Here is a 23,920-nt window from a genome sequence, read left to right on the forward strand (position 1 = left end):
TCAGTAGCGGCGATAGAGGCCGGTGAGCTTACCCTGGATGCGGACACGGTTCGGCGGCAGGATGCGAACCTCATAGGCCGTGTTCGCCGGCTCCAGCGCGATGGACGCGCCGCGGCGGCGGAAGCGTTTCAGTGTGGCTTCCTCGTCGTCGATCAGGGCGACGACAATGTCGCCGGTATCGGCGCTGTCGGACTTCTGGATCAGTGCCATGTCGCCATCGAGAATACCGGCGTCCTGCATGGAATCGCCTCGTACTTCGAGGGCGTAATGTTCGCCGCTGCCGAGCATGTCCTGCGGTACGCTAATGGAGTGGCTGCGGGTCTGCAGCGCCTCGATGGGCGTTCCGGCTGCTATCCGGCCCATGACAGGCACCGAAATGGTGCGACCGCCGTCATCGTCGCTCGCAACAGGGGCGGGGGTGGACCGGTTCTTGCCGAGATTTCCCTCGATCACGCTCGGCGTGAAACCCCGTCGAGCGGCCGGTGCAGCCGTGTTCAATTCTGGCAGCTTGATCACTTCGATCGCGCGGGCGCGGTTGGGCAGGCGGCGGATGAAGCCGCGTTCTTCCAGCGCGGTGATCAGCCGATGGATTCCCGATTTGGAGCGCAGATCCAGCGCATCCTTCATTTCGTCGAAGGAAGGGGGGACGCCGGCTTCCTTTAGCCGCTGGTCGATAAAACGGAGCAGTTCGTATTGTTTGCGCGTGAGCATCTGAAGCCATCCTCAGTTGGCAAGGCCATCAAGTGACGGTGGTCGGGCCGCCGCGTGTGTTTCAGGACCTCGCGATTGGTGGCCGGTGAGGCCATCAGGCGAGGCAGTCACGAGTTTGGGCACTCTCGATTTCACTAAGCCACAGAATCTCGAAACAAATCATGAACGGACCCTATCTGTTCCGTAGATGTTCCGCAATCACTAATTTCGCTTCAAAGATGCGGTTTATCGACCGGATTTTGGCTCAGAGAATTCGTTCGGACAGCGGCATCGGCGGCGGCGGCGTGGTCGCGCCGGCAGCGAGCGAGCGCTGTACCATTACCGTGTCGGCCCAGCGACCGGAGCGATAGGCGACACCGGAAAGAACGCCCGCACGGACGAAGCCGAAGCGGTCGTGCAGACCGAGGGAGGCGACGTTATCGGCGTCGATATAGCCGATGATCTGCCTGAAGCCGGCGGCTGCGCAGACGTCGATCAGTTCGCGCAGCAACCTGGCACCCACGCCTTTGCCGGTGTGTTCGTGATGCACATAGATCGAGTGCTTCACCGCATAGCGATAGGCCGGACGCTTACGAAACTGAACCACATAGGCGTAGCCGACCACTTCGCCGCCGCGCGTCGCCACGATATGGGGGAAGCGCTTGTTCTTCAGGTTCTTGCGGCGATCGCGCAGATCGTCCGGCTGCATCGCGTCGGCATCGCTGACGCCTTCTTCCACACCCTGGCGGATGTGACGGCGATAGATCGCGAGCATGGCGTCCACATCGCTGTCACGCGACGGGCGAACGACGATCGGTGTTTCGGTCTCTGCCTGTAAAGTCACTTCCGTGGATCCCGCTCTTGGGAAACCACGTAAGTATGGAGCCGGATGCGTCCGCTGGCATCCACCTTTCGATAGACGCCCTGGATTTCGACGTCGAAGCCCGGGAAGGTGTTGAAACAGGTCTCGAACATCTTGAGATAATCAATCATCGGCTGCGCGCGCTCGGTGAGGCGCTCGCCCGGCACGATGGTGGCGATGCCGGGCGGATAGACCACGAAGGGCGTGGTGGCGATGCGGCCGGTAATCTCGTCGATAGGCAGATAGTCGACGTCGTTACGCACCAGGAGACGCGCGGCATCGTGCGGTGACATCGCGATCTCCGGCATGTGCTGATCCATGAACTGCTTCGCCTGCAGGCCGCTCACGTCGGCCGCGCGATAAAACTTGTGCATGTCGGCGCAAAGGTCGCGCAGGCGTACGCCGGCATAGCGGGCCGGACGGCGGCGCGCGAATTCCGGAATTACGTCTTCGAGCAGAGCATTGTCGTCATGGAATTTCTTGAAGGCCACGAGGCCCGACACCAGCGTGCCGGCCTTGCTGGCCTCGACGCCGGGCGTGAGCAGGAAAAGGAGCGAGTTGAGATCGTTCTTTTCCGGTACGATCTGGTTTTCGCGCAAATATTGCGCGACGACCGGTGCCGGAATGCCGTGTTCGGCATAGCCGCCGGTGGCACGATCGAAGCCCGGCGTCAGCACCGTCAGCTTGTTCGGATCGGTCATGGTGAAGCCGGCTTCCATATCCGGGAAACCGTGCCATTTCGCATCCGGCGACAGCTGCCAGAAAGCGGGATTGGTGGCGAGCTGGTCGGTGCTGATGCTTTCCCATGGTACGCTGTGGGTAGCGCCGGGCTGCGCGACGTCGGGAATGTCCACGCGCTGCGGCACGAATGGCTCGAAGAACCAGCGCCGCTCGGGTCGCGTCTCCTTTTCCTCGAATTCGCGGCGTACCGCGCGCATCTTCTTGCGCAGCTCGATGCCGAGACGGATCGTATCGTCCCACAGCACTTCGCCCGAGCGGCCCTTCATCATCTGCGCACCTACGTCGAGCGAGGCGAACAGCGGATAGAATGGAGACGTCGATGCGTGCTGCATGAAGCTCTCGTTGAAGCGGCGATGCTCGACGCGGCGCTTCTGACCGCGGATGTGGCGATCCTTCATGTGAATCTGCGAGGCCTGCGAAAAGCTGGCGAGCTGCTTGTGCGTCGACTGGGTCGCGATGATGCCCGGCGAGTCCGGACCCAACTCCTTCAGGCCCATGGCGAAACGGCCGGCATAGAGCGGGTGGAATTTCATGAAGCCCGCCCAGGCTTCGTCGAACAGGATGTAATCGCAGAGATGGCCGATGCGCTTGATGATCATCTCGGCGCTGTAGATGGTGCCGTCATAGGTGCACTGCTCGATGACGGCGACGCGGAACGGACGCTCGCGCTTCCAGGCATCTTTGTCGGTGACCAGCGGATTGGTACGGATACGCTCGCGCAGGGATTCTTCGCTGAAGGCATTCCAGTCCATCGGGCCGATCAGGCCCCAGGGATTGCGCACGGTCGGCACATAGATCGGCGTGCCACCGGAGATCATCAGCGCGCCATGCAGTGCGGCTTTGTGATTATTGCGGTCGAACAGCACGAGATCGCCATCGGTCACCAGCGCAGAGAGCGCGACCTTGTTGGAGGTCGAAGTGCCGTTGAGGACGAAGTAGGTCTTCTCCGCGCCGAAAATCTGCGCGGCTTCTTTCTGGGCCTGAAGGGCGGGACCTTCGTGGGTAAGGAGGTCGCCGAGGTCGAGTACGGAATTGTCGAGGTCGTCGCGGAACACGGCTTCGCCGAGATGCTCCATGAAGACACGGCCGATCGGGCTGCGGCTGTAGAATACGCCGCCATTGTGCCCCGGGCAGGTCCAGAGCTGGTTGCCTTCCTCGGCATAATCGACGAGAGCGCCGAAGAACGGCGTCTTCAGCGTCTCCGCATATTGCTTGAGGCGGCTGATCAGGTTCTTGGCGATGAAGGGCGGGGTTTCCTCCGACAGGAAGATATAGCCGTCGATGAAGTCGAGCACCTCGACCGGGATATCCTCGAAGCGCTGGCGGCGGATCAGGAGCATGATCGGGAAATCGAGGCCGCGACGGCGCATGAGGTTGATCAGCGCGGCGGTCTTGCCCTCGAGGCCCTTCTTGCCCCAGTCGACGACCATGCAGCCGATGGCGGCGTCAGTCTGCACCGCGATGGCGGCGTCTTCCAGCTTGCGCGCTTTCACCACCTCGAAGCCCGATTTCTCGATTTCCTCAACAATCTGATTGAGGCGAACGCCCTCGAGATCGTCGGCGTCAAACGTCGGCATGGCGAAGAGGAAGTTGAAGCGCTTGAAGTAATCCATGAACGGCACCGAATGTGTTGTCTGTGCTCTCTGTCGCCGCGTTACGTGACAACTTGGTGACTGAGGGCAAGCGAAGTTTGCGAAAGGCGATGCGTGATCAGGTCCGCCCGAGGATCGTGTCGGTTCGCGGTATTCCGCTAAGTCGGAAGACGAATGATTTCACAGGGATCGCCAGTCCTGGCAGCCTCGGCATGAGGCGGGCGGACCAGCAAGCCTTCAGCGATAGCGAGATTGCCGAGCAGCGAGGAGTCCTGTTTCGTCACCGGCGTCGCCACCAGCCGGCCATCCCGCCATGCGAGGCGTGTGCGCAGATAATCCTCGCGTTGGTCGTTGGCGGCGAGATCGCGGCCGAGCACGGCAGCCTCACGATGATGCTGGACTTCGCTGCGGCCGGACAGCGCGCGCAGCAGCGGCACCATGAACAGGAAGCCGCAGACATACGACGAAACGGGATTGCCGGGCAGGCCGATCACCCACATGGCACCGCGGCGGCCGTGCATCATTGGCTTGCCCGGCCGCATGGCGATCTTCCAGAACGACATGTCAACGCCGGCCTCGACCAGCGATTGCTGCACGAGATCGTGGTCGCCAACGGACGCGCCGCCGGTGGTGATGAGGACATCCACTTTGAGATCGATCGCACGCTGGATTGCCGCGGTCGTCGCTTCCAGCGTGTCGCGGGCGATGCCGAGATCGACCACCTCGGCGCCTTCCGCCCGTGCCAGCGCGCGCAAGGCGAAGCCATTGGAGAGCACAATCTGGCCGGGGCCAGGCGTGGCGCCCGGCATCACCAATTCGTCGCCGGTGGCGAGCATGGCAACGACGGGACGGCGATGCACGGGCACCGTTGGGTGATTCATGCCGGCAGCGAGGGCCAGATCGCGGTCGGAAAGGCGAGTCCCGGCGCGCAGCAATATATCGCCTTGGCTGAAATCCACCCCGGCGGGGCGGATATGTCTGCCGGCAGTGGCGGCTTCGTTGACGATGACGATGCCACCGTCACGCGTCGTGTCTTCCTGGATGACGATGCCATCGGCGCCGGCGGGGACCACGCCACCCGTGAAGATCCGCGCAGCTTCACCGGCGGCAAGGGCGCGATCGAAGGGCTTGCCGGCGGCAATCTCGCCGATCACTTTCAGCTTGGCGCCGAGTGTCGCATCGGTTGCGCGCACGGCATAGCCGTCCATGGCCGACATGGCCTCCGGCGGCTGCGTGCGCAGCGAGGCGACGTCACGCGCCAGCACGCGGTGAAATGCGTCCTCCAGCGCGACCATCTCCTCGGGTAGCGCGCCGGCGCCTTCCAGGACCGCAGCCATGGCGTCGGTGAAGGGCATCAGGGCCATCGGCGGATCTCCGAGATTCTTGTGGATGCCCGTCTTAGCGAAGCGGGCGGGGGAGGCAAGCGTCGGCTGTCCCGGTGGGGCTTGGGGATCGTAGCTGAAATCGTTACCAAGGGGGCATGACCGATGGATACGACTTGCCCACCGGCAGCTCATTGCGCTGGCGCAGTGACGTGGACGCGTTGTCGTTCCGTCCGGAGGGGCACGATGGCGTCTGCATGGTGCACCGCCATGCTTTCCGGACCCTGCTGAAGCGCATGCCGACGCCGGGCGATTGCGCAGCGTTTTTCCAGGACCAGGAAGCCGCGTTCCATTTGGCGGCTCACGGCAAGATTGCCCATGCGCGGCTCGCGTCCGGCACCAATCTGCATCTGACCAGCCGGGATCTCGCCCGGGCCATGGCAAAATTGGCGGTCGCATCGCCGGAACAAAGTCGTTAAACTGATCGGTAACTGACGAGGAATCCCATGCAGCAGACCCAGACCGCCCAGCTCTCCACTGCCACCACCGACGTTAATGCCGTCGTGCAGGCCGTTCTCGCCATGGCGCTCGGGCTGTTCATTGTCGGCGTGGTCGGCTTCTCGCATATCAGCGCGGTCCACAATGCGGCGCATGACGTGCGCCATGCCAACGCCTTTCCCTGCCATTAATCCCCGCGACTGACAGCGTCCGCTGAAGACCCATGTCCGTTTTTCGTTCGATCGTGTTCTCGGCAGTGCTCGCCGGAGTCGTTGCTGGTGCGGCTACCACGGCCGTGCAGATGGTTGGCACCGTGAGGCTGATCCAGCAGGCCGAGGTCTATGAGAAGAAGGCCGAGGCGCCAGCTGCGACGTCAGCGCCCGCGCCGGTCGCTACGGGACACGATCACGGCGCGCACCAGCACGCTGCCGCAGCCCATGATCACGGCGGCGAGTGGGAGCCAGAGGAAGGTTTTCAGCGCAACGCCTTCACGGCCGGCGCAAATGTCCTGACGGCGATCGGTTTCGCGCTGCTGCTTGCCGGTATTTTCGCATTGCGTGGCCGCCCCGTGGATTGGCGTGAGGGGCTGTTCTGGGGGCTCGGCGGCTTTGTCGTCTTTGTCGCGGCGCCGGGCCTCGGCCTGCCGCCGGAGGTGCCCGGTCAACCCGTGGCCGATCTGACCCTGCGCCAGACCTGGTGGATCGCCACTGCCTGTGCAACTGCAGCCGGCCTCGGCCTTCTGGTGTTTCGGAAAGCTTCCTGGACGGCTCTGCTCGGCCTCGGCCTGATCGTGCTGCCGCATCTGATCGGTGCGCCGCAGGCGCCAGCCGGTCATACCGAGGTGCCGGAGACGCTGGCACGCAGCTTCGTCGTGGCTGCCGTCATCACCGGGCTGATCTTCTGGGCAATGCTGGGTGTTCTCACCAGCATCGCATATCGGCGTCTCTCGCGCGCCTGAGCGGTCGTGCTTCGGTCTGGCGTATCTAAATTCCAAGCGCCTTGAGCGTGTCGGCCACCGTGTGCGGCGAAGTGACGTGCACGGCTTGTAGGCCACGAGCGCGCGCGCCGGCGATGTTGTCGATGAGATCGTCGAAGAACAGGATGCGCCCGGCCGGTACGCCGATTTCCGCAACGACATGATCGAAGCTTTCGGCGTCCGGCTTGCGCATGCCGATCGACGACGACAGGTAAACGTCGCGGAAATGCCCGAGAAGTTCAGCGTGACGCACCGAGAAATGCGCCACATGTGCCGGATTGGTGTTGGAGAAGGCGTAGAGCGGCCAGCGTCTGGCGGCACGAGGCAGCAGTTCCGCGATGCCCGGCATCTCGCCGACGAAGATTGCATTCCAGCCATCGAGGAATTGCGCTGGTGTCAGATCGATGTCCAACGTTTCGCGAAGATGCGTGAAGAAGGCATCGTCCGAAATTTCCCCACGTTCATGACTCATATACATATCGCCACGCGAGAAGCGGGCGACAATGTCTTCCGGCCGGCACCCGGAGTGAGCGGACCACACCTGCAGGACGCGCGTGAAGTCGATGTCGAGCACAACCCGGCCGAGGTCGAACAGCAGGGCATCGATGGCGGACGCGTCGATCACGGAGGATGAATTCATGTGTGTTCGTTTTTGAATGATGGGCGCGAGCAAGCGAAACTAGCACGGCTTCGTGACGATCCACGATGCGCGATCGAATCATTCTATGTGTGTCGCGCATGGGAGCCCATCGAAACTTGAGTTGCCATGAAACGAAATTGGTTTGATATAAAGCTTTATTGAAAATTGATTTTGCAGATGTGGACCCTATTGGCGCTCGCAATCGTCGTATTCGGTGGTCGTTTTCTGGTGAAGCTCTACGAGCGTCATCTCGATACACAGGTCGGCCCGTGGATTGCGGACGAATTGCAGTCGCATCGCACTGAGCGCCGTCGGCTCGGCTGCCGTTAAGGCTATTGCCGTCGAATTCAGCGGTATTGAGGTTATCGACAAAGTTACAATGCGCATGCGTAGTTACGTATGAAGCATTTACGCTTGGCGATACCCGGCTTGGTAGCGCTGGTATCGCCACGCTCGCCGACCCGGATGTCCCCATCCTCCCGTCCGGTCGTTTGACGTGGTGCCGGGACCGCCGCCAACACTCCCCCATGCACGCGCGCGGTCCCGGTCCATTTTCGCGAAGGCGACGAGAGGGATCCCGATGGCGACAGGCTATAATTTCAGTGCGATGTCGATCGATGCGCTCTGGCAGATTCACGAAGAGCTGCGCATCGTCCTGGCCGCCAAAATGGCGGCGCAGCGGCAGGAGATCGACGAAAGACTACGCGATCTCGATCAGTTTTCCGCGTCTTCGCAGCGCGTGGCGACCGCGCTGCGCCCGACGTCCGGGCCATTCTATCGCAATCCCGATCGCCCGACTCAGATCTGGTCGGGCCGCGGTCTGCGTCCGCGTTGGCTGGTGTTTCAGCTCGCGGCCGGGCGAAAACTCGACGAGTTTCGGATCGAGGCGGATAGCAGCGTCCTCGATGCCGACAAGGAACAGACGCAGAGGCTTGCCTGATCAGTCGATGGCGTTGTCGGTCACCAGATAATGACCCGACTTGCCGCCCTTCTTCTCGACGAGGTGAATGCCCTCGATCTGCACGCCACGTTCCACGGCCTTGATCATATCGTAGATGGTGAGACATGCGACCGATACTGCGGTCAGCGCTTCCATCTCGACGCCGGTGGGGCCGGTCACCTTCACCGTCGCGCGCACCCGGCAGCCCGGCAGCTTCTTGTCGGGTGCGACGTCCACGGTGACCTTCGACAACGCCAGCGGATGGCACAGCGGGATCAGGTCGGACGTCCGCTTCGCCGCCATGATGCCGGCGATTCGCGCCGTTCCGAGCACATCGCCTTTCTTGGCGTTGCCCGAGACGATCATGTCGAGGCTGGCCTTGCTCATGATCACCAGGCCTTCGGCAACCGCGATCCTCTCGGTAGCGGGCTTGGTTGAGATATCGACCATACGGGCTTCCCCGGCAGCGTCGATATGGGTGAGGGCTGGACTCTTGGATTTCGTCTTCTCGGCCATGGTCAGCTTGCCTGGGCGCGTTTGAGCAGGATCTTGGTTGCTGCCGTGACGTCCGCTTGCCGCATCAGACTCTCGCCGACCAGGAAGGTCGAGATGCCGACATGTTCCAGCCGCGCCAGATCGTCCGGTGTGAAGATGCCGCTTTCGCCGACCTTGAGACGATCCTTCGGCATCATCGGCGCCAGCTTCTCGCTGGTCGCGAGCGTCACCTCGAAGGTGCGCAGATTGCGGTTGTTGATGCCGATCATGGGCGAGCGCAGGTTCAGCGCGCGCTCCAGCTCGGCCTCGTCATGGACTTCGAGAAGCACGTCCATTCCATGATCGATCGCCGCGTCCTCGATGTCGCGGGCGAGAGCATCGTCGAGCGCAGCCATAATGATCAGGATGCAGTCGGCGCCATGCGCGCGGGCCTCGACCACCTGATAAGTGTCGAACAAGAAATCCTTGCGCAGCACCGGCAACTTGGTAGCGGCGCGGGCTGTCACCATGAAATCGAGATGTCCCTGAAACGACGGCGTGTCGGTGAGCACCGACAGGCACGCAGCGCCGCCATTCTCATAGGCCTTGGCAAGCGTCGGCGGATCGAAGTCGTCGCGGATCAGACCCTTGGAGGGCGATGCCTTCTTCACCTCGGCGATCAGCGCGAAGTCGCCCTTGTCGAGCTTACGGTGGATCGCGGTCATGAAGCCGCGCGGTGCGGGCGCAGACTTGGCCAGCGCCTCCAACGTGCTGAGCGGCTGCTGCTGCTTCGCCCTCGCGATTTCCTCGCGCTTGTAGGCCTCGATCTTGGTGAGGATGTCGGACATGTCGTTCGGCTCCGTCAGGCGTTGGAGACGGCCACGAGTTGCTTGAGCTTGGCGAGCGCTGCGCCGCTGTCGAGCGACTTCTGGCCCATTGCAACGCCTTCCTTGATATCCTTGGCCTTACCGGCGACGAGCAGCGCCGCAGCGGCATTGAACAACGCAACATCGCGGAACGCGCTCGGCTTGCCGTCGAGAACGGCCTGCAGCGAAACCGCATTGGCCTTTGCGTCACCACCCTTCAGCGCTTCGGCAGTCACATAGGGCAAGCCGGCGTCTTCCGGCTTGATCTCGAAATTGGAGATACGGCCGTCCTCCAGCGACGACACGAAAGTCGGGCCGGTTAGGGTGATCTCGTCAAGACCGTCGGAGCCGTGCACGACCCATGCACGGGCGGTGCCGAGATTTTTCAGCACCTGCGCCAGCGGCTGCACCCACTGCCGCGAGAATACCCCCACCATCTGGTATTTAACACCGGCCGGATTGGACAGCGGGCCCAGCAGATTGAAAATCGTGCGTGTCGCAAGTTCGACCCGGGTCGGGCCGACATTCTTCATGGCGGGGTGATGGGCGGGGGCGAACATGAAGCCGATGCCGGCTTCCATGGTGCAGCGGCTGACATCGGCAGGCGTAAGGTCGATGTTGACGCCGAGCGCGGCCAGCACATCGGCCGCGCCGGATTTCGACGACAGCGCGCGATTGCCATGCTTGGCAACCGGCACGCCGCAGCCTGCAACGATGAAGGAGGCGCAGGTCGAAACATTGACGGAACCCGAACCATCGCCGCCGGTGCCGACGATATCGACAGCATCCACCGGTGCGGTGACGCGAAGCATCTTGGCGCGCATCACTTCCACGGCGCCGGTGATCTCATCGACGGTTTCGCCGCGGACGCGCAGGCCCATCAAGAGGGCGCCCATCTGCGAGGGAGTGGCCTCGCCCGACATCATGCTGTCGAAAGCTGCCGAGGATTCCTCACGCGTCAGCGAGGCGCCGGTCGCGACCTTGGCGATAATTGCCCGAAGATTGTCCATGGGATGCTTCCGAAAGTGATGCGATGACGGCTTGTAGGATGGGTAGAGCGTGAGCGAAACCCATCACGTTCATGTTGCGATGCGATGGGTTTCGCCTTCGCTCTACCCATCCTACAGATCATCGACCGGGTTAGTTATTGCTTGTCGCGCCGGTGGCCAGCGCGAAGGCTTCCTGATTGATCTTGGTGCCGACCTGCTGCTCGAGCTTGGTGATGTACTGAGCCACCAGCTCATCGGTCAGCCCTCGCTGCAGGCTTTCCTTCAGTTTCTTGGCATCATCCGAGGCCATGTCGATGGTCGGAGCGGTGATGTCGGTGATCCGGTACACGATCCAGTCCGACGCGCCGGCACCCGGCGCCTGTCCGGTGGCATCCTTGACGCCACGGAACACGGCCTGGATCACGCCCGGCGACAGGTCCGCCACGGTCGCATCGCGCTTGAACGGTGCCGAGGTCGTCACCTTGAGGCCGGCGCTGGCGGCTTCGTCGGCGAGCTTGGTGCCGCCGTCGAGCTTCTTGACCATATCCTCGGCCTTGGCACGCAGGCGTTTGGTGATCTCGTCTTCCCGCCAGCGGGTTTCAACCTGCGCTTTCACTTCGTCGAGGGTGCGGTCACGCGACGGCGTGATGCCGAGCACGTCATACCAGATGTAACCGCCGCCGACCTGGATGGCGTCGTTGTCCACGCCGACGTCGCTGTTGAAGGCCTGCGAGACAAGATCGGTGCTGGTCGGGAGGCCCGCGACCGGCTGACCGTCCGGGCCGCGGCCCGAACGATCCACGGCTTCGATGGTCACAGCGCTGAGATTCAGCTTCTTGGCGGCATCGACGATGTTTGCGCCGCCACCGCGCTCGTCCTCGACCTTGTTATGCATGTCGCTGACGACTGCGCGGGCGCGCTCAATGGCGAGATCGCGCTTGATGGCCGCGGCTACGCTGTCATAGCTCGGCGTGCTGCCGGCCTGGATCTTGCCGACTTTGACGATGGCGGTGCCGAAGCGGCCTGTGACCGGTTGGCTGATCGTATCCGGAGCTAGCGAGAAGGCGGCATCAGCCACGTTCGGATCGAGAATGCCGGCGCGGGCGACCATGCCAAGTTCGATATCGGCGGGTTTAAGGCCACGCTCCTTGGCAAGATCCTCGAAGGAGAAGCTGTCATTCAGCTTGGCGCGAGCGGCCTGCGCGTCCTCAGCATTCGGGAATACGATCTGTGAGATCTGGCGCTGTTCCGGTGTCGAGATGCGGTCCTTGCGTTCGTCATAGATCTTCTTCGCGTCGTCGTCCGAGACGGTGGACCACTTCGCCATTTCTTCCGGGGTCAGCGCGAGGAAGGCGATCTTGCGATATTCAGGGGCACGGAACTGGGTCTTGCGCTCGTCGAAATAGGCGGCGAGGGCCTCGGGCGAGGGGGGCTCGACAGTGCCGGCCTGGGCGGCGTCGAGCTTCACGTAATCGATGGTGCGCTGTTCGTTCTGATATCGGCTGAGCGCCTCAAGCATGGGTTTTGGCGCATCGACGCCGGTGGTGACGGTGGATGCGATCTGGCGTCGCAGGGAGACCCTGCGCTGCTCGGCGATATAGCGCTGTTCGGTATAGCCGAGCGAGCGGATCACCTGCTGGAAACGGGCGCCGTCGAACTGGCCGTTCATACCCTGGAAGTTCGGGTCCGCCATAATCTGGCGCAGCACTTCCTGATCGGACACGCCAAGACCTTTGCGGCGAGCGTCTTCGTCAAGAGCGGCTTCCGCCACCGCCTGCTGCAACACCTGACGGTCGAGGCCGAAGGCGCGGGCCTGGTCCGGCGTCAATGGGCGGCCGAACTGGCGTCCGATCTGTTGCAGCTTGTCGCTGAACAGCTGGCGGAACTGCTCTGTCGATATATCGGTCGAGCCGATCGTTGCGACCTTCGATTGGGCCGAGCCCTTGAAGGCGTCGCCGATGCCCCAGATGCCGAAGCTGACGATCAGGACGCCCATCACGACGGTCATAATCGTCTTGCCAATCCAATTGGATGACGCTTTGCGCATTCCTCGAAGCATGGGGCCAATCTTGTCTGTCAGGAGGGGAACCGGCTTGCGCCAGCGGCTCGAACCGCGTGCAGCCATCGCCGAATAGGACGCGCATCATAAAGTGGCAACCTCCCCCCCGCAACCGGACGGAAAGGGACGGATTGAAGCGGTTTCAGGCGCTTGGACGGGGTCAGGTGCTCAGTGACCGAGACGTGCGCCTCGGCCGTCGGTTCGGGAACCGGACAAGCGCGGCGCCTGGCCAGCTTGAGCCATCCTGCCGGCTCTGTTAGCTCAGGGGCGTCCTCACATCCTCTCGTTACAGGAAGCACCTCATGACCGACGCCGTTCGTCCGTTGATCGCCGGCAATTGGAAGATGAACGGCCTCAAGGCATCTATGAGTGAGTTCGAAGCGATCCTTCGTAATGCGCCGGAAGTATTGGAGAAAGCTGACCTTTTGGTCTGCCCGCCGGTCACGCTGTTGGCTGCTTTTGCAGCCAAGGCGTCGAGTTTCGGGCAGGAGGGCCGCACGGCGGTCACCGTGGGGGCGCAGGATTGCCACCCGAAGGCCTCCGGCGCCCACACGGGCGATGTGGCGGCAGAGATGCTCGCCGATGCTGGCGCGACCGCCGTCATCGTCGGCCATTCCGAGCGCCGTGCCGATCATGGCGAGAGCGATGCCGTGGTCCGCGAGAAGGCCTTGGCCGCCTGGCGCGCCGGGCTGACGGCGATTGTCTGCATCGGCGAAACACAGGCGGAGCGCGACGCCGGCAAGACGTTGGATGTTTGCGGTACCCAGCTTCAGGGCTCGCTGCCGGACGACTGCACCTCTGGCAACCTGATCGTGGCCTATGAGCCGGTCTGGGCGATCGGTACCGGATTAACGCCGACTGTCGGGGATGTCGAGCAGGTTCATAAGTTTATCCGCGAATACCTCAACCAACGCTTCAAGAATGAAGGACCCTCGATCCGCATTCTCTATGGTGGCTCGGTGAAGCCTTCGAACGCCAAGGAACTGATGGCGGTGCCGAACGTGAATGGCGCGTTGGTCGGCGGCGCCAGCCTGAAGGCGGCGGACTTCCTGGCAATCGCGGCTGGCTGCCCCTAGATCCCCGGGGCAAAGTGGCGGGCGTTCCGTTCAACAAGAGAGGTCTGAGGTTCCCGCCCAAAGGGTTGGCAATTTCGGCCTCCGTCGTGTAGACACCTGCAGATTCAAACCCCGCAAGCGCTCAGACTGCAGCCGGCGATCGGCGCGGCGTGCTTGCGATGGAAGGACACGATGCAAAGCGTCATTATCATTATTCATCTCATGATCGTCGCCGCGCTGATCGGTGTCGTGCTGCTGCAGAAGTCGGAAGGCGGCGGTCTCGGCATTGGCGGCGGCGGGGGCGGTGGTTTCATGACCGGCCGCGGTACGGCCAACCTGCTCACCCGCACCACGGCGTTTTTGGCCGTCGGCTTCTTCCTGACCAGCATGTTTCTGTCCTGGCTGGCGACCTATAACCGCGGTCCGACTTCGATCCTGCCGACCGGCGCGCCGGCCGCCCAGCAGGGCGCTCCGTCGCCGCTGACGGCGCCGACCTCGGGTGGCCTGCTCGACACGTTGAAAAAGGCCGACGAACAGCAGGCTCCGAGTGCGCCGCAGGCGCCGCAATCTCGGTAATTCGCGCGCTAACGCATTGGCGCCATGCAGGATGGACGCTTCCATCCCGCACCGGCAGCCCCCATCAAGGGGCTGCAATCATTTCGGAATTCAAGTCACCCACAGCCTCACCGAATATCGGGCGATGGCTGCGATTCGCTTTGGCGAATCGGCATCAAGGCGTTAAAGGTTAGGTCCCATGGCGCGGTACATTTTCATCACCGGCGGCGTGGTCTCCTCGCTCGGTAAAGGTCTGGCATCGGCGGCGTTAGGCGCGCTGCTGCAGGCGCGTGGCTACAAGGTCCGGCTTCGCAAGCTCGACCCCTATCTCAATCTCGATCCTGGCACGATGTCGCCGTATCAGCACGGCGAAGTCTTCGTCACCGACGACGGCGCCGAGACCGATCTCGATCTGGGCCATTACGAGCGCTTCACGGGCCGTCCTGCCACCAAGAAGGACAACATCACCACTGGGCGCATCTACCAGGACATCCTCACCAAGGAGCGGCGTGGCGACTATCTTGGCGCCACCATCCAGGTGATTCCGCATGTCACCAACGCCATCAAGGAATTCGTGCTCTCGGATAACGAGGGCTACGATTTCGTGCTGGTGGAAATCGGCGGCACCGTCGGTGATATCGAGGGCCTGCCGTTCTTCGAGGCAATCCGCCAGCTGCGCAACGACCTGCCGCGCGGCGACACCATCTTCGTCCATTTGACGCTGTTGCCTTACATCCCGAGCGCGGGCGAGCTGAAGACCAAGCCGACCCAGCATTCGGTGAAGGAGCTGCGCTCCATCGGCATCCAGCCGGATATCCTGTTGTGCCGCTGCGACCGTGACATCCCGGCGGAAGAGCGCCGCAAGCTCGGTCTGTTCTGTAACGTCCGCGAGAGTGCCGTGATCGAGGCACGCGACGTCGACAACATCTATGCGGTGCCCGAGGCCTATCACAAGGCCGGCCTTGACGACGAAGTGCTGGCCGCTTTCGGCATCGCCACGAAGAAGGAGCTTGAGCTCAAGTCGTGGCACACGATCAACGAGCGCGTCCGCAATCCGGAAGGCGCCGTCACCATCGCCATCGTCGGCAAATATACCGGCATGAAGGATGCCTATAAGTCGCTGATCGAGGCGCTTTCGCATGGCGGCATTGCCAACAAGGTGAAGGTCAATCTCGATTGGATCGAGAGCGAGGTGTTCGAGAACGAGGACCCGGCACCGTTTCTCGAACACGTCAATGGCATCATGGTGCCCGGCGGCTTCGGCCCGCGCGGTGCCGAAGGCAAAATCCGCGCGGCGCAGTTCGCCCGCGAGCGCAATGTCCCGTATTTCGGCATCTGCTTCGGCATGCAGATGGCGGTCATCGAAGCCGCGCGAAATCTCGCCGGCATCAAGGACGCCAACTCCACCGAATTCGGCGAGACCTCCGAGCCGGTTGTCGGCCTGATGACCGAATGGCTGCGCGGTAACGAGCTCGAGCAGCGCTCGAAGGCAGGCGATCTCGGCGGTACCATGCGTCTCGGCGCCTATCCGGCGGCGCTGACCAAGGGCAGCAAGGTCTCTGATGTGTATGGCGGCGCCCTGGAAATCTCCGAGCGTCATCGCCACCGCTACGAGGTCAACACCGCCTACAAGGAACGGCTGGAGAAGCATGGGCTGAAGTTTTCGGGCCTGTCGCCGGACGGCGTGCTGCCGGAGATCGTCGAATATGAGAACCATCCATGGTTCATCGGCGTCCAGTATCACCCCGAGCTGAAATCCCGCCCGTTCGAACCGCACCCGCTGTTCGCGTCTTTCATCAAGGCGGCGGCGGCGCAGAGCCGACTGGTGTAATTCTCCACCCTCATCCTGAGAGTCTGACTCGTAAAGCGGTCGAGGTGGTTTTCGACCGCTTTTGCTCGGAACAATGCCCGTTCAGGTGAGGATTTCGATTCTCCGTCCCTCATCCAGAGGAGCCGCGCAGCGGCGTCTCGAAGGATGACGATGGAGCTTCGCCATCTCATGGTTCGATACGGCGCTATGCGCCCATCGCCATGAAGGCCAGGGCCTGATGAACAGTCGGGACACTCAACCGCCGATATAATCGCTCACTGCTTCCGCAAAGCGCAGCGTCAGCTCCGTGCGACCAGCGTCGAGCGGCGCGGCCTGCGACGACATCTTCGCGATCACCAGCTCCTTTGCCGGTTCGACAAAAATGTGCTGGCCGTGAATGCCGAGGCCGAGGGCCATCTGGCGATCTCGGAGCACATACCATTTGCTGCGATAGTGCATCGAGCGGTCGCCGAAATAGGGTGCGAGATCGCCGGCCGACCAGGCTGCGGGATTTCCATTCGCGAGGATGTCGTCGATCCAGGCGGACGGGATGATCGACGTGCCGTTGCGGCTGCCGCCCTGCAGGATCAATTGGCCGACGCGCGCGAGATCCAGCACGGTGGTGCAGATGCCGCCGGCGCAGCGCGGCGCACCGAAACGGTCGACGGTGACGTAGGCGGGATATTGCGCGCCCATCGGCTGCCACAGATGCGCGCTCATCAAATCCGAAAAACGGCTGCCGCTCGCGCGCTCAATAATCCAGCCGAGCAGATCGGAATTCGGCGAGACATAGTGGAAGGGGCCGTTGTCCGGACCTTCGCGATCTCTGAGGCTGGTGAGGAAGCTGCGCAGGTCACTTGGGCTCTCGCCGGGGCCGAGCGGATTCCAGCCGGTCGATTTGCGATATTCGACGATCGGGCCGGAGGTCGCGAGATAGTTCTCGTCGAACCGAAGTCCGACCCGCATATCCAGCACATGACGGACGGTGGCATCGGAATAGACGGAGTCACGCAGTTCCGGAACGATCGATACGATCGGCTGTTCCGGGGAGAGGGCACCTTTCTCGACAAGAATGCCGGCCACAAGGGCAGTCATGGACTTCGACACCGACATCAGGATGTGCGGCGTGTTCGTACTCATGCCGTTGGCATAACGCTCGAAGATCACCTTGCCGCGATGCAGGATGGCGATGCCATCGGTATCGGTCGCGTCGAGCAGCTTGTCGATGGAATAACGGACGCCCTCATGTTCGACAGACAGTGATGAGAGATCGCCCGGGCGAGAGTCCAGCTGCCAGACGTCACCGGGCGCGTTCGGAATATCGGCGGAAGGCACGATGTCGCGAACATGATGAAAGGCCCATTTGCTGTACGGACCGGTTCGCCAATTGGCGAGCGTAACCTGATTTGTCGGGACGGACGGAAAACCAGACATCAGCGCAGATGGCATCAGCAATATCTCCAGCGAACGAAGCAGGGCGCAAAGTCTGGCCGATTGCATCGGAGACGTCGAGAGACATTCATCGCGTGCAATAGGTGGCAGGACGCGGAAGCACAACAGGCATGCGCAGCGGTCGCGCGGTTCGAGCGTTGGCGATGGGGCCCCGGTCTGCTAACGCATCGATGGTCCGAAGGAGATTTCCATGCGCGCGTTCTATCACCCTGATCAGGCGATTCATTCGCCGCAGCAGTTCATGCGTTATGGCCGCTTTGTCCCGATCAAGGACTCGCCCGTTCGCACCGAGCGACTGATCGGCGCGCTGGCCAAGCACGGGATCACACCGGAACAGCCGGGCGAATATGGCACCGCGCCGGCGCTGACAGTGCATACGGCTGCCTATGTGCGCTTCCTGGAGACGGCGTGGGAAAACTGGGCAGCGCTACCGGATCACGGTCCGGAAGTGTGGCCGCAATATTTCCCGTATTGGAGCGGGCGTCCCGAAGAGGCGGCGCGTCGCGATTGCCCGGCGACAGGCTTCATCGCCCAGGTGGGATGGTATCTCGGCGATCTATCGGTGCCGATGGGGCCAGATAGCTGGCGTTCGATCCTGCGTTCGTCGGAAACGGCGGTGACGGGTGCCGATGCCATTCTCGGTGGCGACCGCGCCGCTTACGCGCTCTGCCGGCCGTCCGGTCATCACGCCCGCGCGGATCGCGGCACCGGCTTCTGCTATCTCAACAACAGCGCCATCGCCGCGCAGCGGCTGCGCAGCCGGTTCGGCAAGGTGGCGATCATCGATGTGGACGTGCATCACGGCGACGGCACGCAGCAGATTTTCTATAACCGTCCGGACGTGCTGACGATTTCGGTACATGGCGATCCCACGAACTTCGTGCCGTTCTATACGGGCTATGCGAGCGAGACCGGCCATGGCGCCGGCGAGGGCTTTGATTTCAATCTGCCGCTTCAACCCGGTGCGGGCAGTGCCGAGATGAATGCCGCGCTCGACAAGGCGATCGAACGGGTGCGGAATTTTGGCGCCGAAGCGCTGGTGGTGGCGCTCGGCTTCGATGCCCACCGCGACGATCCCATCGGCATCCTGAAACTGGACGCGAAAGACTTCGGCAGCGTCGGACAAAAGATGCAGTCGCTGGGCTTGCCGACGCTCGTCGTGCAGGAGGGCGGCTACGGCATCGACGCGATCCAGGACTGCCTCGATGCGTTTTTGACAGGATTCAAGAGCGCGTAGGGCGGATGAGGCGAAGCCGTAATCCGCCGGCCGAACTCATAACTGAAACGTCTCGGCGGACTACGTTGCGTTCATCCGCCCTACAGTCGAACTACACTTTCGCGATCTTGCGTAGCGCCTCGTCGATCCTGCTTTGCCAGCCCGGTCCGGTGTCCTTGAAGTATTTCAGGACATCGGCGCTGAGGCGCAGTGAGACGGGGACTTTCGTCGGCGCTTTCTGCGGACCGCGTGTGTTCTTGAATTGAGCCAGAATTTCTGGCGGCAAAACTTCTTCCGGCGGACGTGCCCGGGCGAAATCTTCTTTGGTCCATTCCGGGTCGTCGTCGTCGAACACAGGCTCTTTCAATTTACGGGACATAGCGCCGCATCTCCTTCGCGTGTGCACGTCGCAGGCTGATGGGACGAACAAGGCCGTCGCGGATGGTGAACACCAGATAATAGGCGATGCCGTCGACATACGTGATCTTCATGTCGATATCGATCCACCGCTCCAGCGAGATGTGGTGCTTCTCACGGTTCTTCGCTTCCTTCGCCGGATCGAAGTCGGATATTTTATTGTATATACGATCTGAGTGGCGTCATCAAGTGCGTCACTATGCACAATAAATCTAAGATTGTATATTTATCGCAGGATCCTCATAGGATGAGCGGCGCGTCCCGTAACGGTTAACTTTCGAAAAACACGAACGCCGCCCACACCGACGGATCATCCGCGGCCTTGATCTTGCCGTGCATCGCCTCGATGCGCACCTTGCGCAGCGCGCTGGCGTAGTCGAGGCCGTCGTCCGCCAGCACCTGATAGAACCGTGCCATGAAATTGGCGGTGCCTTCATCGGAGACTTCCCACAGCGTCAGCAATGACCGCCGCGCGCCGGCAATGGCAAGAGCGGTGGGGAGACCTCGGACACTGCCGACGCGACTGGGATCGCCGAGTGCGGTCTGGCAAGCGGACAGCACCACGAGATCGGCAGAGGACAGATCCCAGTTCATCAATTCTTGCGCATAGAGCACGCCGTCATTGTCGTCGCGTTGCGGCGGCCTGCTGAGATTGGGGCGCGAGACGACGAGGCCGCTGCGCCAGAGGGCGTCGGTGCGATCCGTGGCAGTCTTGTAGAAGCCGTGGGTGGCGAGATGGATCAGTGATGCGCCGTTGGCGTCGTTGCGCAGGATGGGCTCGCTGACGCCATCGCCGGAGAGCATCGTGACCTTGAGACTGCGCTTCTTCAGATCGGCTTCGACGGTATCGATTTCGGTCCTGGTCGAGGGCAGTTGATTGGCGGCGCCAGCATAATCGAGGCCGCCGACAACCAGCGCCTTTTTGCCTGCCGTGAGTTTCGTGCCGCGTTCGGCAAAGAACAGGGCGTCGGCACGTGTCATGATGCGGGTGTCATAGATTTCGTCGAGATAGCGGCCGCCGGCATCCTGCAACATCGCGAAGGGCAGGCTGTAAAGCTCGCTGTCGGGCACCAGGAACAGACGCTTGATGTCGGCGAGTTGTGGCTTTAGCGGGCCGAGCAGGGTGTCGTAGAGGCGACGGAACGTCTTGGCGCGATCTGCAGAGGTCACATCGGCACCCAGAAAATTATCGAGCGGGCCGAGATCGACCAGCGTCGGCGCTTTGCCGTGGCAATGGATCACCGCCTGCAGGCGCATCTCCGGCTTCGGATCTATGGGCGTGACGCGGTTGCGACGGCCGCTGACGAAGAAATCGACCAGGGCGTCCGTGCGTTCAAGCTTGTCCTCGATGGTCGGCAACTTGAGATCGGTTGGTGCCTTTTCGCCCATACGCGCTGCGAGCGCCCGGCGGGCCTCCTGCAACTGAACAAGCACTTGCCGCGCATCGTCATCGATCTTGCCGGATGAGAGCAGCTCCTGCTGCTGACCTGACAGGCGCAGCACGGTCTGCGCCAGCGTTCTGGTCGCATCATCGGGGAGACGATCGGCGGTGAGGCGGAGCAGTGTGCGGTCGCCATCTTCCATCGTCTTCCAGCGCGTCACCGCTTCGGCATAGGCCTGTGCAGCGGCGGGCTCCTGCAGGGCATAACGGCCGAATTCATACAGAATGTCGTCGGCGAGCTTGCGCATGGTTTCCGCCACATAGCGATTGCCGGCAGTGCCTACCTCGCGCAGCATCCAGCGGAACGATTGCTGCTCGACATCCTTGAAGGTGGCGAGCGTCTCCTTGTCGCCACGCTTCATCCGCGTCATGGCGACGCCGAGTAGCGCATCGAAGGTCATCGGATGCTGTTTGGCGATGGTCTCCTGCGAGCGCTGATAGGCGTCGATGCGCAGCGCCAAGGCGCGCTCGGTATCGCCGCGCAGCTCATACTGGTCGGCGGCGAGCTGCGCGGTCTTGATGCGCAGGATGTCCGGTGCACCGTTCCAGTCCTTGACGCGGGCCATCGCTTCGAGATCGGCGTTGCTGAGACGACGGTCGGGATGGAAATAGGCCTTTGTATAAGCGATCCAGGCATCGGCTTGCGCCACATGTTCGGAGGTCGGATCGGCCAACGCGGCGGCGGCACGTTTCTGCAGTTCGAGCGCCTTCATCGTTTCGGCCTCGTTGCCCATGGCGAGATGATTGAGCGCGAGATTGGAGGCCGATACCAAAGCCTGAATGCTGCCGAGGCCGTAATGGGCGATGCGCCGTTTCAGCAGCGGCTCGTCGATGGTCGCGGCGACATCGGGATGGCCGACCATACGAAGGGCTTCGGCATAATTGTTCTCGGTGCGCCAGGTCAGCGGCACGCGCTCGCCGAGTGCCTTCCTGGCGTTGAGATAAATCTCTTCGGACAGATTGAGGCCGGCGGCGACGGCGCCATTGTTGGTCAGCACGGTTGCAAGAATATCGCCGCCCGCGATGTCCTCTTGCGAGTTCATACCAAAGATCGCACGCATGCGCTTGTGCGCCTCGGTGGCAACCGGGATCGCGGCCTCATATTGATTGGTGCGGTTGAGGAAACGCGCGTATTCGAACCAGAACGTGGCGGCGGCGCTGTTTGGCTCCTGCGTGGCGCGGGTCTTCGACGCATCGGCAAACAATTCGGACGCGGCCGCATTGTCGCGGCGACGTTCGAACAGGGTAACGGCGTTGAGATAGGCGCGGATCGTCAGGTCGGAATAATTACTGTCTGCGAGAGAGCGCAGCGTCGTTTTCAGGCGCAGGCGCCCGCCATCGCTGTCATCCGCCTGCAATCTGCGAAAGGCGTCGTTGATACGGTCGACGAATTCACGCTCGCTCGGCGCCTTGCGGCTTTGGGCTTGCGCGATATGTGGGATGACTGGCAGGGCGGCAGCGCCCGCTGTGACGGCAAGCGCGATACGGCCGGCAAGGCTTGCGCCCGCAGTCCAGCGAGTTCGAAGGAAAGACATCTGCGATTATTTGCAGCCCGATGTGGTGTCGCCGGCACGGGCCATCGGCTTGCCGTTGACAAAGACTCCAGTGGCGCCCGATGTGGTCTTTGCGCCGCATTCGGTGCTGCCGCCGACCACGGCGACTGGCTTGCCATTGATATAGACGCCCTTCGCGCCTTCGATGATCTTGCCGTCGGTGGTGGTATCGCCGACACGTGCCGCCGGCTTGCCATTCACTGTGACACCCGTCGCACCCGACGTGATCTGGCCGGGCTGCTGGGCTGAGGCTGCGGCAATCAGGGCGGCAACGAAAATCAGGGCAAGGGCGGTATGTCGCATCGTTGTTCCGGGTGCAGTTGCGTCGGGGACGGCATGATGTAAGTCTGTACCGGCGCGGGCAAGAGACGATGCCGCAAAGAGCCATGCGCCAAGGCCCTGGAAAGCCGTCAAAAAGGCAAGGAACCAAATGCGATGATCTATGAGTTGCGGGTCTATCGATGTCTTCCCGGGCGGTTGCCGGCGCTGCTCAAGCGTTTCGAAACTGCGACATTGAAGCTTTGGGAGAAGCACGGCATCCGTCCGGCGGGCTTTTTCACCACGGTGATCGGCGAGTCCAATAACGACCTGACCTACATACTGAAGTGGGAGTCGCTCGCAGAGCGCGAGAAGCTCTGGACGGCTTTCATGACCGATCCCGACTGGATTGCGGCCCGCACCAAGTCCGAGGAAGACGGCCAGATCGTCGGCAATATTGCCAGCCAGTTTCTCGCTCCGACGGCGTTCTCGGCGCTGAAATAGATCTGCCGGCAGCGCGGTTGGGCCGGGCGGCGCGTCCGGCGCAACCCTGACATCCGAATAAGCGGGAGCGAGCCGATCGGGCTTGCATCCCGTCCGGTCCTGCGGTTGATGGTTGCGTTCCCTTCAGGAGACCAGACCGTCTTGACCGCACCAGCTGCCGCCGCGCCCGTCGTTGAACTTGGCTCCGTCCGTTTCGGCAACGACCTGCCGATTTCGGTGATTGCGGGACCATGCCAGCTGGAGAGCCGGCAGCACGCGCTGGAAACCGCGCAGGCACTGAAGGAAATCGCTGCGCGGCTGAAGATCGGGCTCGTCTACAAGACCTCCTTCGACAAGGCCAACCGCACCAGCGCGTCTGCCGCCCGTGGCATCGGCCTTGATGATGCGCTGCCTATTTTCGCGGAAATCCGTGAGACGTTCGGTCTCCCTGTTCTGACCGACGTTCACGAGAACGACCAATGTGCGCGGGCTGCGGAAGTCGTCGACGTGCTGCAAATTCCGGCCTTCCTGTGCCGGCAGACCGACTTGCTGCTGGCAGCCGCTGCCACTGGCAAGGCGGTCAATGTGAAGAAGGGCCAGTTCCTTGCCCCGTGGGACATGGCCAATGTCGTCAAGAAGCTGGTCGGCGGCGGCAACGACAAGGTGCTGGTCACCGAGCGTGGCGCATCCTTCGGCTACAACACGCTGGTCTCCGACATGCGCGCGCTGCCGATCCTGGCGCGCACTACCAAGGCGCCGGTGATCTTCGACGCCACGCATTCGGTGCAGCAGCCAGGCGGCAAGGGCGAGTCCTCGGGCGGCGAGCGTGAATTCGTGCCGGTGCTGGCGCGGGCTGCGGTGGCGGTCGGTGTCGCCGGCATTTTCATCGAGACACATCCCGATCCCGACAATGCGCCGTCGGATGGGCCGAATATGGTACCGCTGTGCGAGTTCGAAGCGCTGGTGAAGAACCTGATGGCATTCGACGCTCTTGCCAAGCAGACGGCCAGGACCTGACGATGCAGCATCGG

25 protein-coding genes are annotated in these 23,920 nt (G+C 62.4%); 11 read left to right on the forward strand and 14 right to left on the reverse strand.

From position 1 onward, the window contains the following. The 4 genes from lexA to E0H22_RS13070 all read right to left on the reverse strand — a co-directional run bounded on the left by lexA (position 1) and on the right by E0H22_RS13070 (position 5,249). Positions 1–711: a transcriptional repressor LexA gene (gene lexA / locus E0H22_RS13055; protein WP_233021454.1), complete on the reverse strand. Its 711-nt coding sequence runs from the start codon at positions 709–711 to the stop codon at positions 1–3. 244 nt (positions 712–955) lie between these two features. Continuing rightward, a complete protein-coding gene (locus tag E0H22_RS13060) occupies positions 956–1,465 on the reverse strand; it encodes a GNAT family N-acetyltransferase (protein ID WP_233026345.1) in 510 nt (169 codons plus the stop codon). Between the two features lie 65 nt (positions 1,466–1,530). Continuing rightward, a complete protein-coding gene (locus E0H22_RS13065; RefSeq protein WP_233021455.1) occupies positions 1,531–3,906 on the reverse strand; it encodes an Orn/Lys/Arg family decarboxylase in 2,376 nt (791 codons plus the stop codon). Between the two features lie 137 nt (positions 3,907–4,043). Then, the gene (locus E0H22_RS13070) at positions 4,044–5,249 is read right to left on the reverse strand and encodes a molybdopterin molybdotransferase MoeA (RefSeq protein ID WP_233021456.1); all 1,206 of its coding nucleotides are present in this window, start codon (positions 5,247–5,249) and stop codon (positions 4,044–4,046) included. Between the two features lie 116 nt (positions 5,250–5,365). Here E0H22_RS13070 and E0H22_RS13075 point away from each other — a divergent pair, with 116 nt between their 5' ends. From E0H22_RS13075 to E0H22_RS13085, 3 genes are read left to right on the forward strand one after another with little or no spacing between them, the layout of a single operon-like run. Beyond that, positions 5,366–5,686: a hypothetical protein gene (locus E0H22_RS13075; protein WP_233021457.1), complete on the forward strand. Its 321-nt coding sequence runs from the start codon at positions 5,366–5,368 to the stop codon at positions 5,684–5,686. Between the two features lie 27 nt (positions 5,687–5,713). Beyond that, the gene (locus E0H22_RS13080) at positions 5,714–5,896 is read left to right on the forward strand and encodes a CbtB domain-containing protein (RefSeq protein WP_233021458.1); all 183 of its coding nucleotides are present in this window, start codon (positions 5,714–5,716) and stop codon (positions 5,894–5,896) included. Positions 5,897–5,928: 32 nt separating this feature from the next. Beyond that, complete coding sequence (locus E0H22_RS13085) at positions 5,929–6,663, forward strand: CbtA family protein (protein ID WP_233021459.1); 735 nt, start codon at positions 5,929–5,931, stop codon at positions 6,661–6,663. Between the two features lie 25 nt (positions 6,664–6,688). Here the strand turns inward: E0H22_RS13085 and E0H22_RS13090 are convergent, their stop codons facing one another. Continuing rightward, on the reverse strand, positions 6,689–7,321 hold the full coding sequence (locus tag E0H22_RS13090) for an HAD-IA family hydrolase (protein ID WP_233021460.1): 633 nt from the start codon (positions 7,319–7,321) through the stop codon (positions 6,689–6,691). Between the two features lie 177 nt (positions 7,322–7,498). On the opposite strand from E0H22_RS13090, the gene E0H22_RS13095 reads away from it, so the two are divergent. After that, positions 7,499–7,651, forward strand: a complete 153-nt coding sequence (locus E0H22_RS13095) for a hypothetical protein (protein ID WP_233021461.1) — start codon at positions 7,499–7,501, stop codon at positions 7,649–7,651. Positions 7,652–7,901: 250 nt separating this feature from the next. Further along, positions 7,902–8,261 carry an H-NS histone family protein gene (locus E0H22_RS13100; RefSeq protein WP_233021462.1) on the forward strand — a complete coding sequence of 120 codons (360 nt, stop codon included), beginning with the start codon at positions 7,902–7,904 and terminating at the stop codon, positions 8,259–8,261. On the opposite strand, the gene moaC is transcribed toward E0H22_RS13100, so the two are convergent. The 4 genes from moaC to E0H22_RS13120 all read right to left on the reverse strand — a co-directional run bounded on the left by moaC (position 8,262) and on the right by E0H22_RS13120 (position 12,649). Next, positions 8,262–8,777 carry a cyclic pyranopterin monophosphate synthase MoaC gene (moaC, locus tag E0H22_RS13105; RefSeq protein ID WP_233021463.1) on the reverse strand — a complete coding sequence of 172 codons (516 nt, stop codon included), beginning with the start codon at positions 8,775–8,777 and terminating at the stop codon, positions 8,262–8,264. It lies immediately after the preceding gene. 2 nt (positions 8,778–8,779) lie between these two features. Continuing rightward, positions 8,780–9,583 carry an indole-3-glycerol phosphate synthase TrpC gene (trpC, locus tag E0H22_RS13110; protein ID WP_233021464.1) on the reverse strand — a complete coding sequence of 268 codons (804 nt, stop codon included), beginning with the start codon at positions 9,581–9,583 and terminating at the stop codon, positions 8,780–8,782. 14 nt (positions 9,584–9,597) lie between these two features. After that, complete coding sequence (gene trpD / locus E0H22_RS13115) at positions 9,598–10,611, reverse strand: anthranilate phosphoribosyltransferase (protein WP_233021465.1); 1,014 nt, start codon at positions 10,609–10,611, stop codon at positions 9,598–9,600. Between the two features lie 130 nt (positions 10,612–10,741). Then, positions 10,742–12,649 carry a peptidylprolyl isomerase gene (locus E0H22_RS13120; protein ID WP_233021466.1) on the reverse strand — a complete coding sequence of 636 codons (1,908 nt, stop codon included), beginning with the start codon at positions 12,647–12,649 and terminating at the stop codon, positions 10,742–10,744. A 302-nt stretch (positions 12,650–12,951) separates the two neighbouring features. Here E0H22_RS13120 and tpiA point away from each other — a divergent pair, with 302 nt between their 5' ends. The 3 genes from tpiA (at position 12,952) to pyrG (ending at position 16,090) form a co-directional block, all read left to right on the forward strand. Further along, positions 12,952–13,725 (forward strand): triose-phosphate isomerase, encoded by a 774-nt coding sequence (gene tpiA / locus E0H22_RS13125; protein WP_233021467.1) that lies wholly within the window; start codon positions 12,952–12,954, stop codon positions 13,723–13,725. A gap of 171 nt (positions 13,726–13,896) precedes the next feature. Beyond that, positions 13,897–14,280, forward strand: a complete 384-nt coding sequence (gene secG / locus E0H22_RS13130) for a preprotein translocase subunit SecG (RefSeq protein ID WP_233021468.1) — start codon at positions 13,897–13,899, stop codon at positions 14,278–14,280. A gap of 178 nt (positions 14,281–14,458) precedes the next feature. Continuing rightward, on the forward strand, positions 14,459–16,090 hold the full coding sequence (gene pyrG / locus E0H22_RS13135) for a CTP synthase (RefSeq protein ID WP_233021469.1): 1,632 nt from the start codon (positions 14,459–14,461) through the stop codon (positions 16,088–16,090). 234 nt (positions 16,091–16,324) lie between these two features. Here pyrG and E0H22_RS13140 read toward each other — a convergent pair whose 3' ends face one another. Beyond that, positions 16,325–17,518 (reverse strand): serine hydrolase domain-containing protein, encoded by a 1,194-nt coding sequence (locus E0H22_RS13140; RefSeq protein WP_233021470.1) that lies wholly within the window; start codon positions 17,516–17,518, stop codon positions 16,325–16,327. Positions 17,519–17,711: 193 nt separating this feature from the next. Between E0H22_RS13140 and E0H22_RS13145 the strand changes: the two genes are divergently transcribed. Then, positions 17,712–18,758: a histone deacetylase family protein gene (locus E0H22_RS13145; protein WP_233021471.1), complete on the forward strand. Its 1,047-nt coding sequence runs from the start codon at positions 17,712–17,714 to the stop codon at positions 18,756–18,758. Positions 18,759–18,849: 91 nt separating this feature from the next. Here the strand turns inward: E0H22_RS13145 and E0H22_RS13150 are convergent, their stop codons facing one another. The 4 genes from E0H22_RS13150 to E0H22_RS13165 form a co-directional block, all read right to left on the reverse strand. Next, on the reverse strand, positions 18,850–19,116 hold the full coding sequence (locus E0H22_RS13150) for a BrnA antitoxin family protein (RefSeq protein ID WP_233021472.1): 267 nt from the start codon (positions 19,114–19,116) through the stop codon (positions 18,850–18,852). Beyond that, entirely contained in the window at positions 19,106–19,228 is a 123-nt protein-coding gene (locus E0H22_RS13155) for a BrnT family toxin (protein WP_233021473.1), read from the reverse strand. The genes E0H22_RS13150 and E0H22_RS13155 overlap by 11 nt, the downstream gene beginning before the upstream one ends. 196 nt (positions 19,229–19,424) lie before the next feature. Continuing rightward, positions 19,425–22,130 (reverse strand): CHAT domain-containing protein, encoded by a 2,706-nt coding sequence (locus tag E0H22_RS13160; RefSeq protein WP_233021474.1) that lies wholly within the window; start codon positions 22,128–22,130, stop codon positions 19,425–19,427. 6 nt (positions 22,131–22,136) lie between these two features. Then, the gene (locus tag E0H22_RS13165) at positions 22,137–22,451 is read right to left on the reverse strand and encodes a PAAR domain-containing protein (RefSeq protein ID WP_233021475.1); all 315 of its coding nucleotides are present in this window, start codon (positions 22,449–22,451) and stop codon (positions 22,137–22,139) included. Positions 22,452–22,583: 132 nt separating this feature from the next. On the opposite strand from E0H22_RS13165, the gene E0H22_RS13170 reads away from it, so the two are divergent. Both E0H22_RS13170 and kdsA read left to right on the forward strand, forming a co-directional pair. Beyond that, positions 22,584–22,910 (forward strand): NIPSNAP family protein, encoded by a 327-nt coding sequence (locus E0H22_RS13170; RefSeq protein WP_233021476.1) that lies wholly within the window; start codon positions 22,584–22,586, stop codon positions 22,908–22,910. A gap of 108 nt (positions 22,911–23,018) precedes the next feature. Continuing rightward, positions 23,019–23,906, forward strand: coding sequence for a 3-deoxy-8-phosphooctulonate synthase (gene kdsA, locus E0H22_RS13175; RefSeq protein ID WP_430715147.1), 888 nt, complete (start codon positions 23,019–23,021; stop codon positions 23,904–23,906). Positions 23,907–23,920: the final 14 nt, after the last annotated feature.

The sequence above is a fragment of the Rhodopseudomonas boonkerdii genome, assembly GCF_021184025.1.
In the GTDB taxonomy this organism is placed as follows: domain Bacteria; phylum Pseudomonadota; class Alphaproteobacteria; order Rhizobiales; family Xanthobacteraceae; genus Tardiphaga; species Tardiphaga boonkerdii.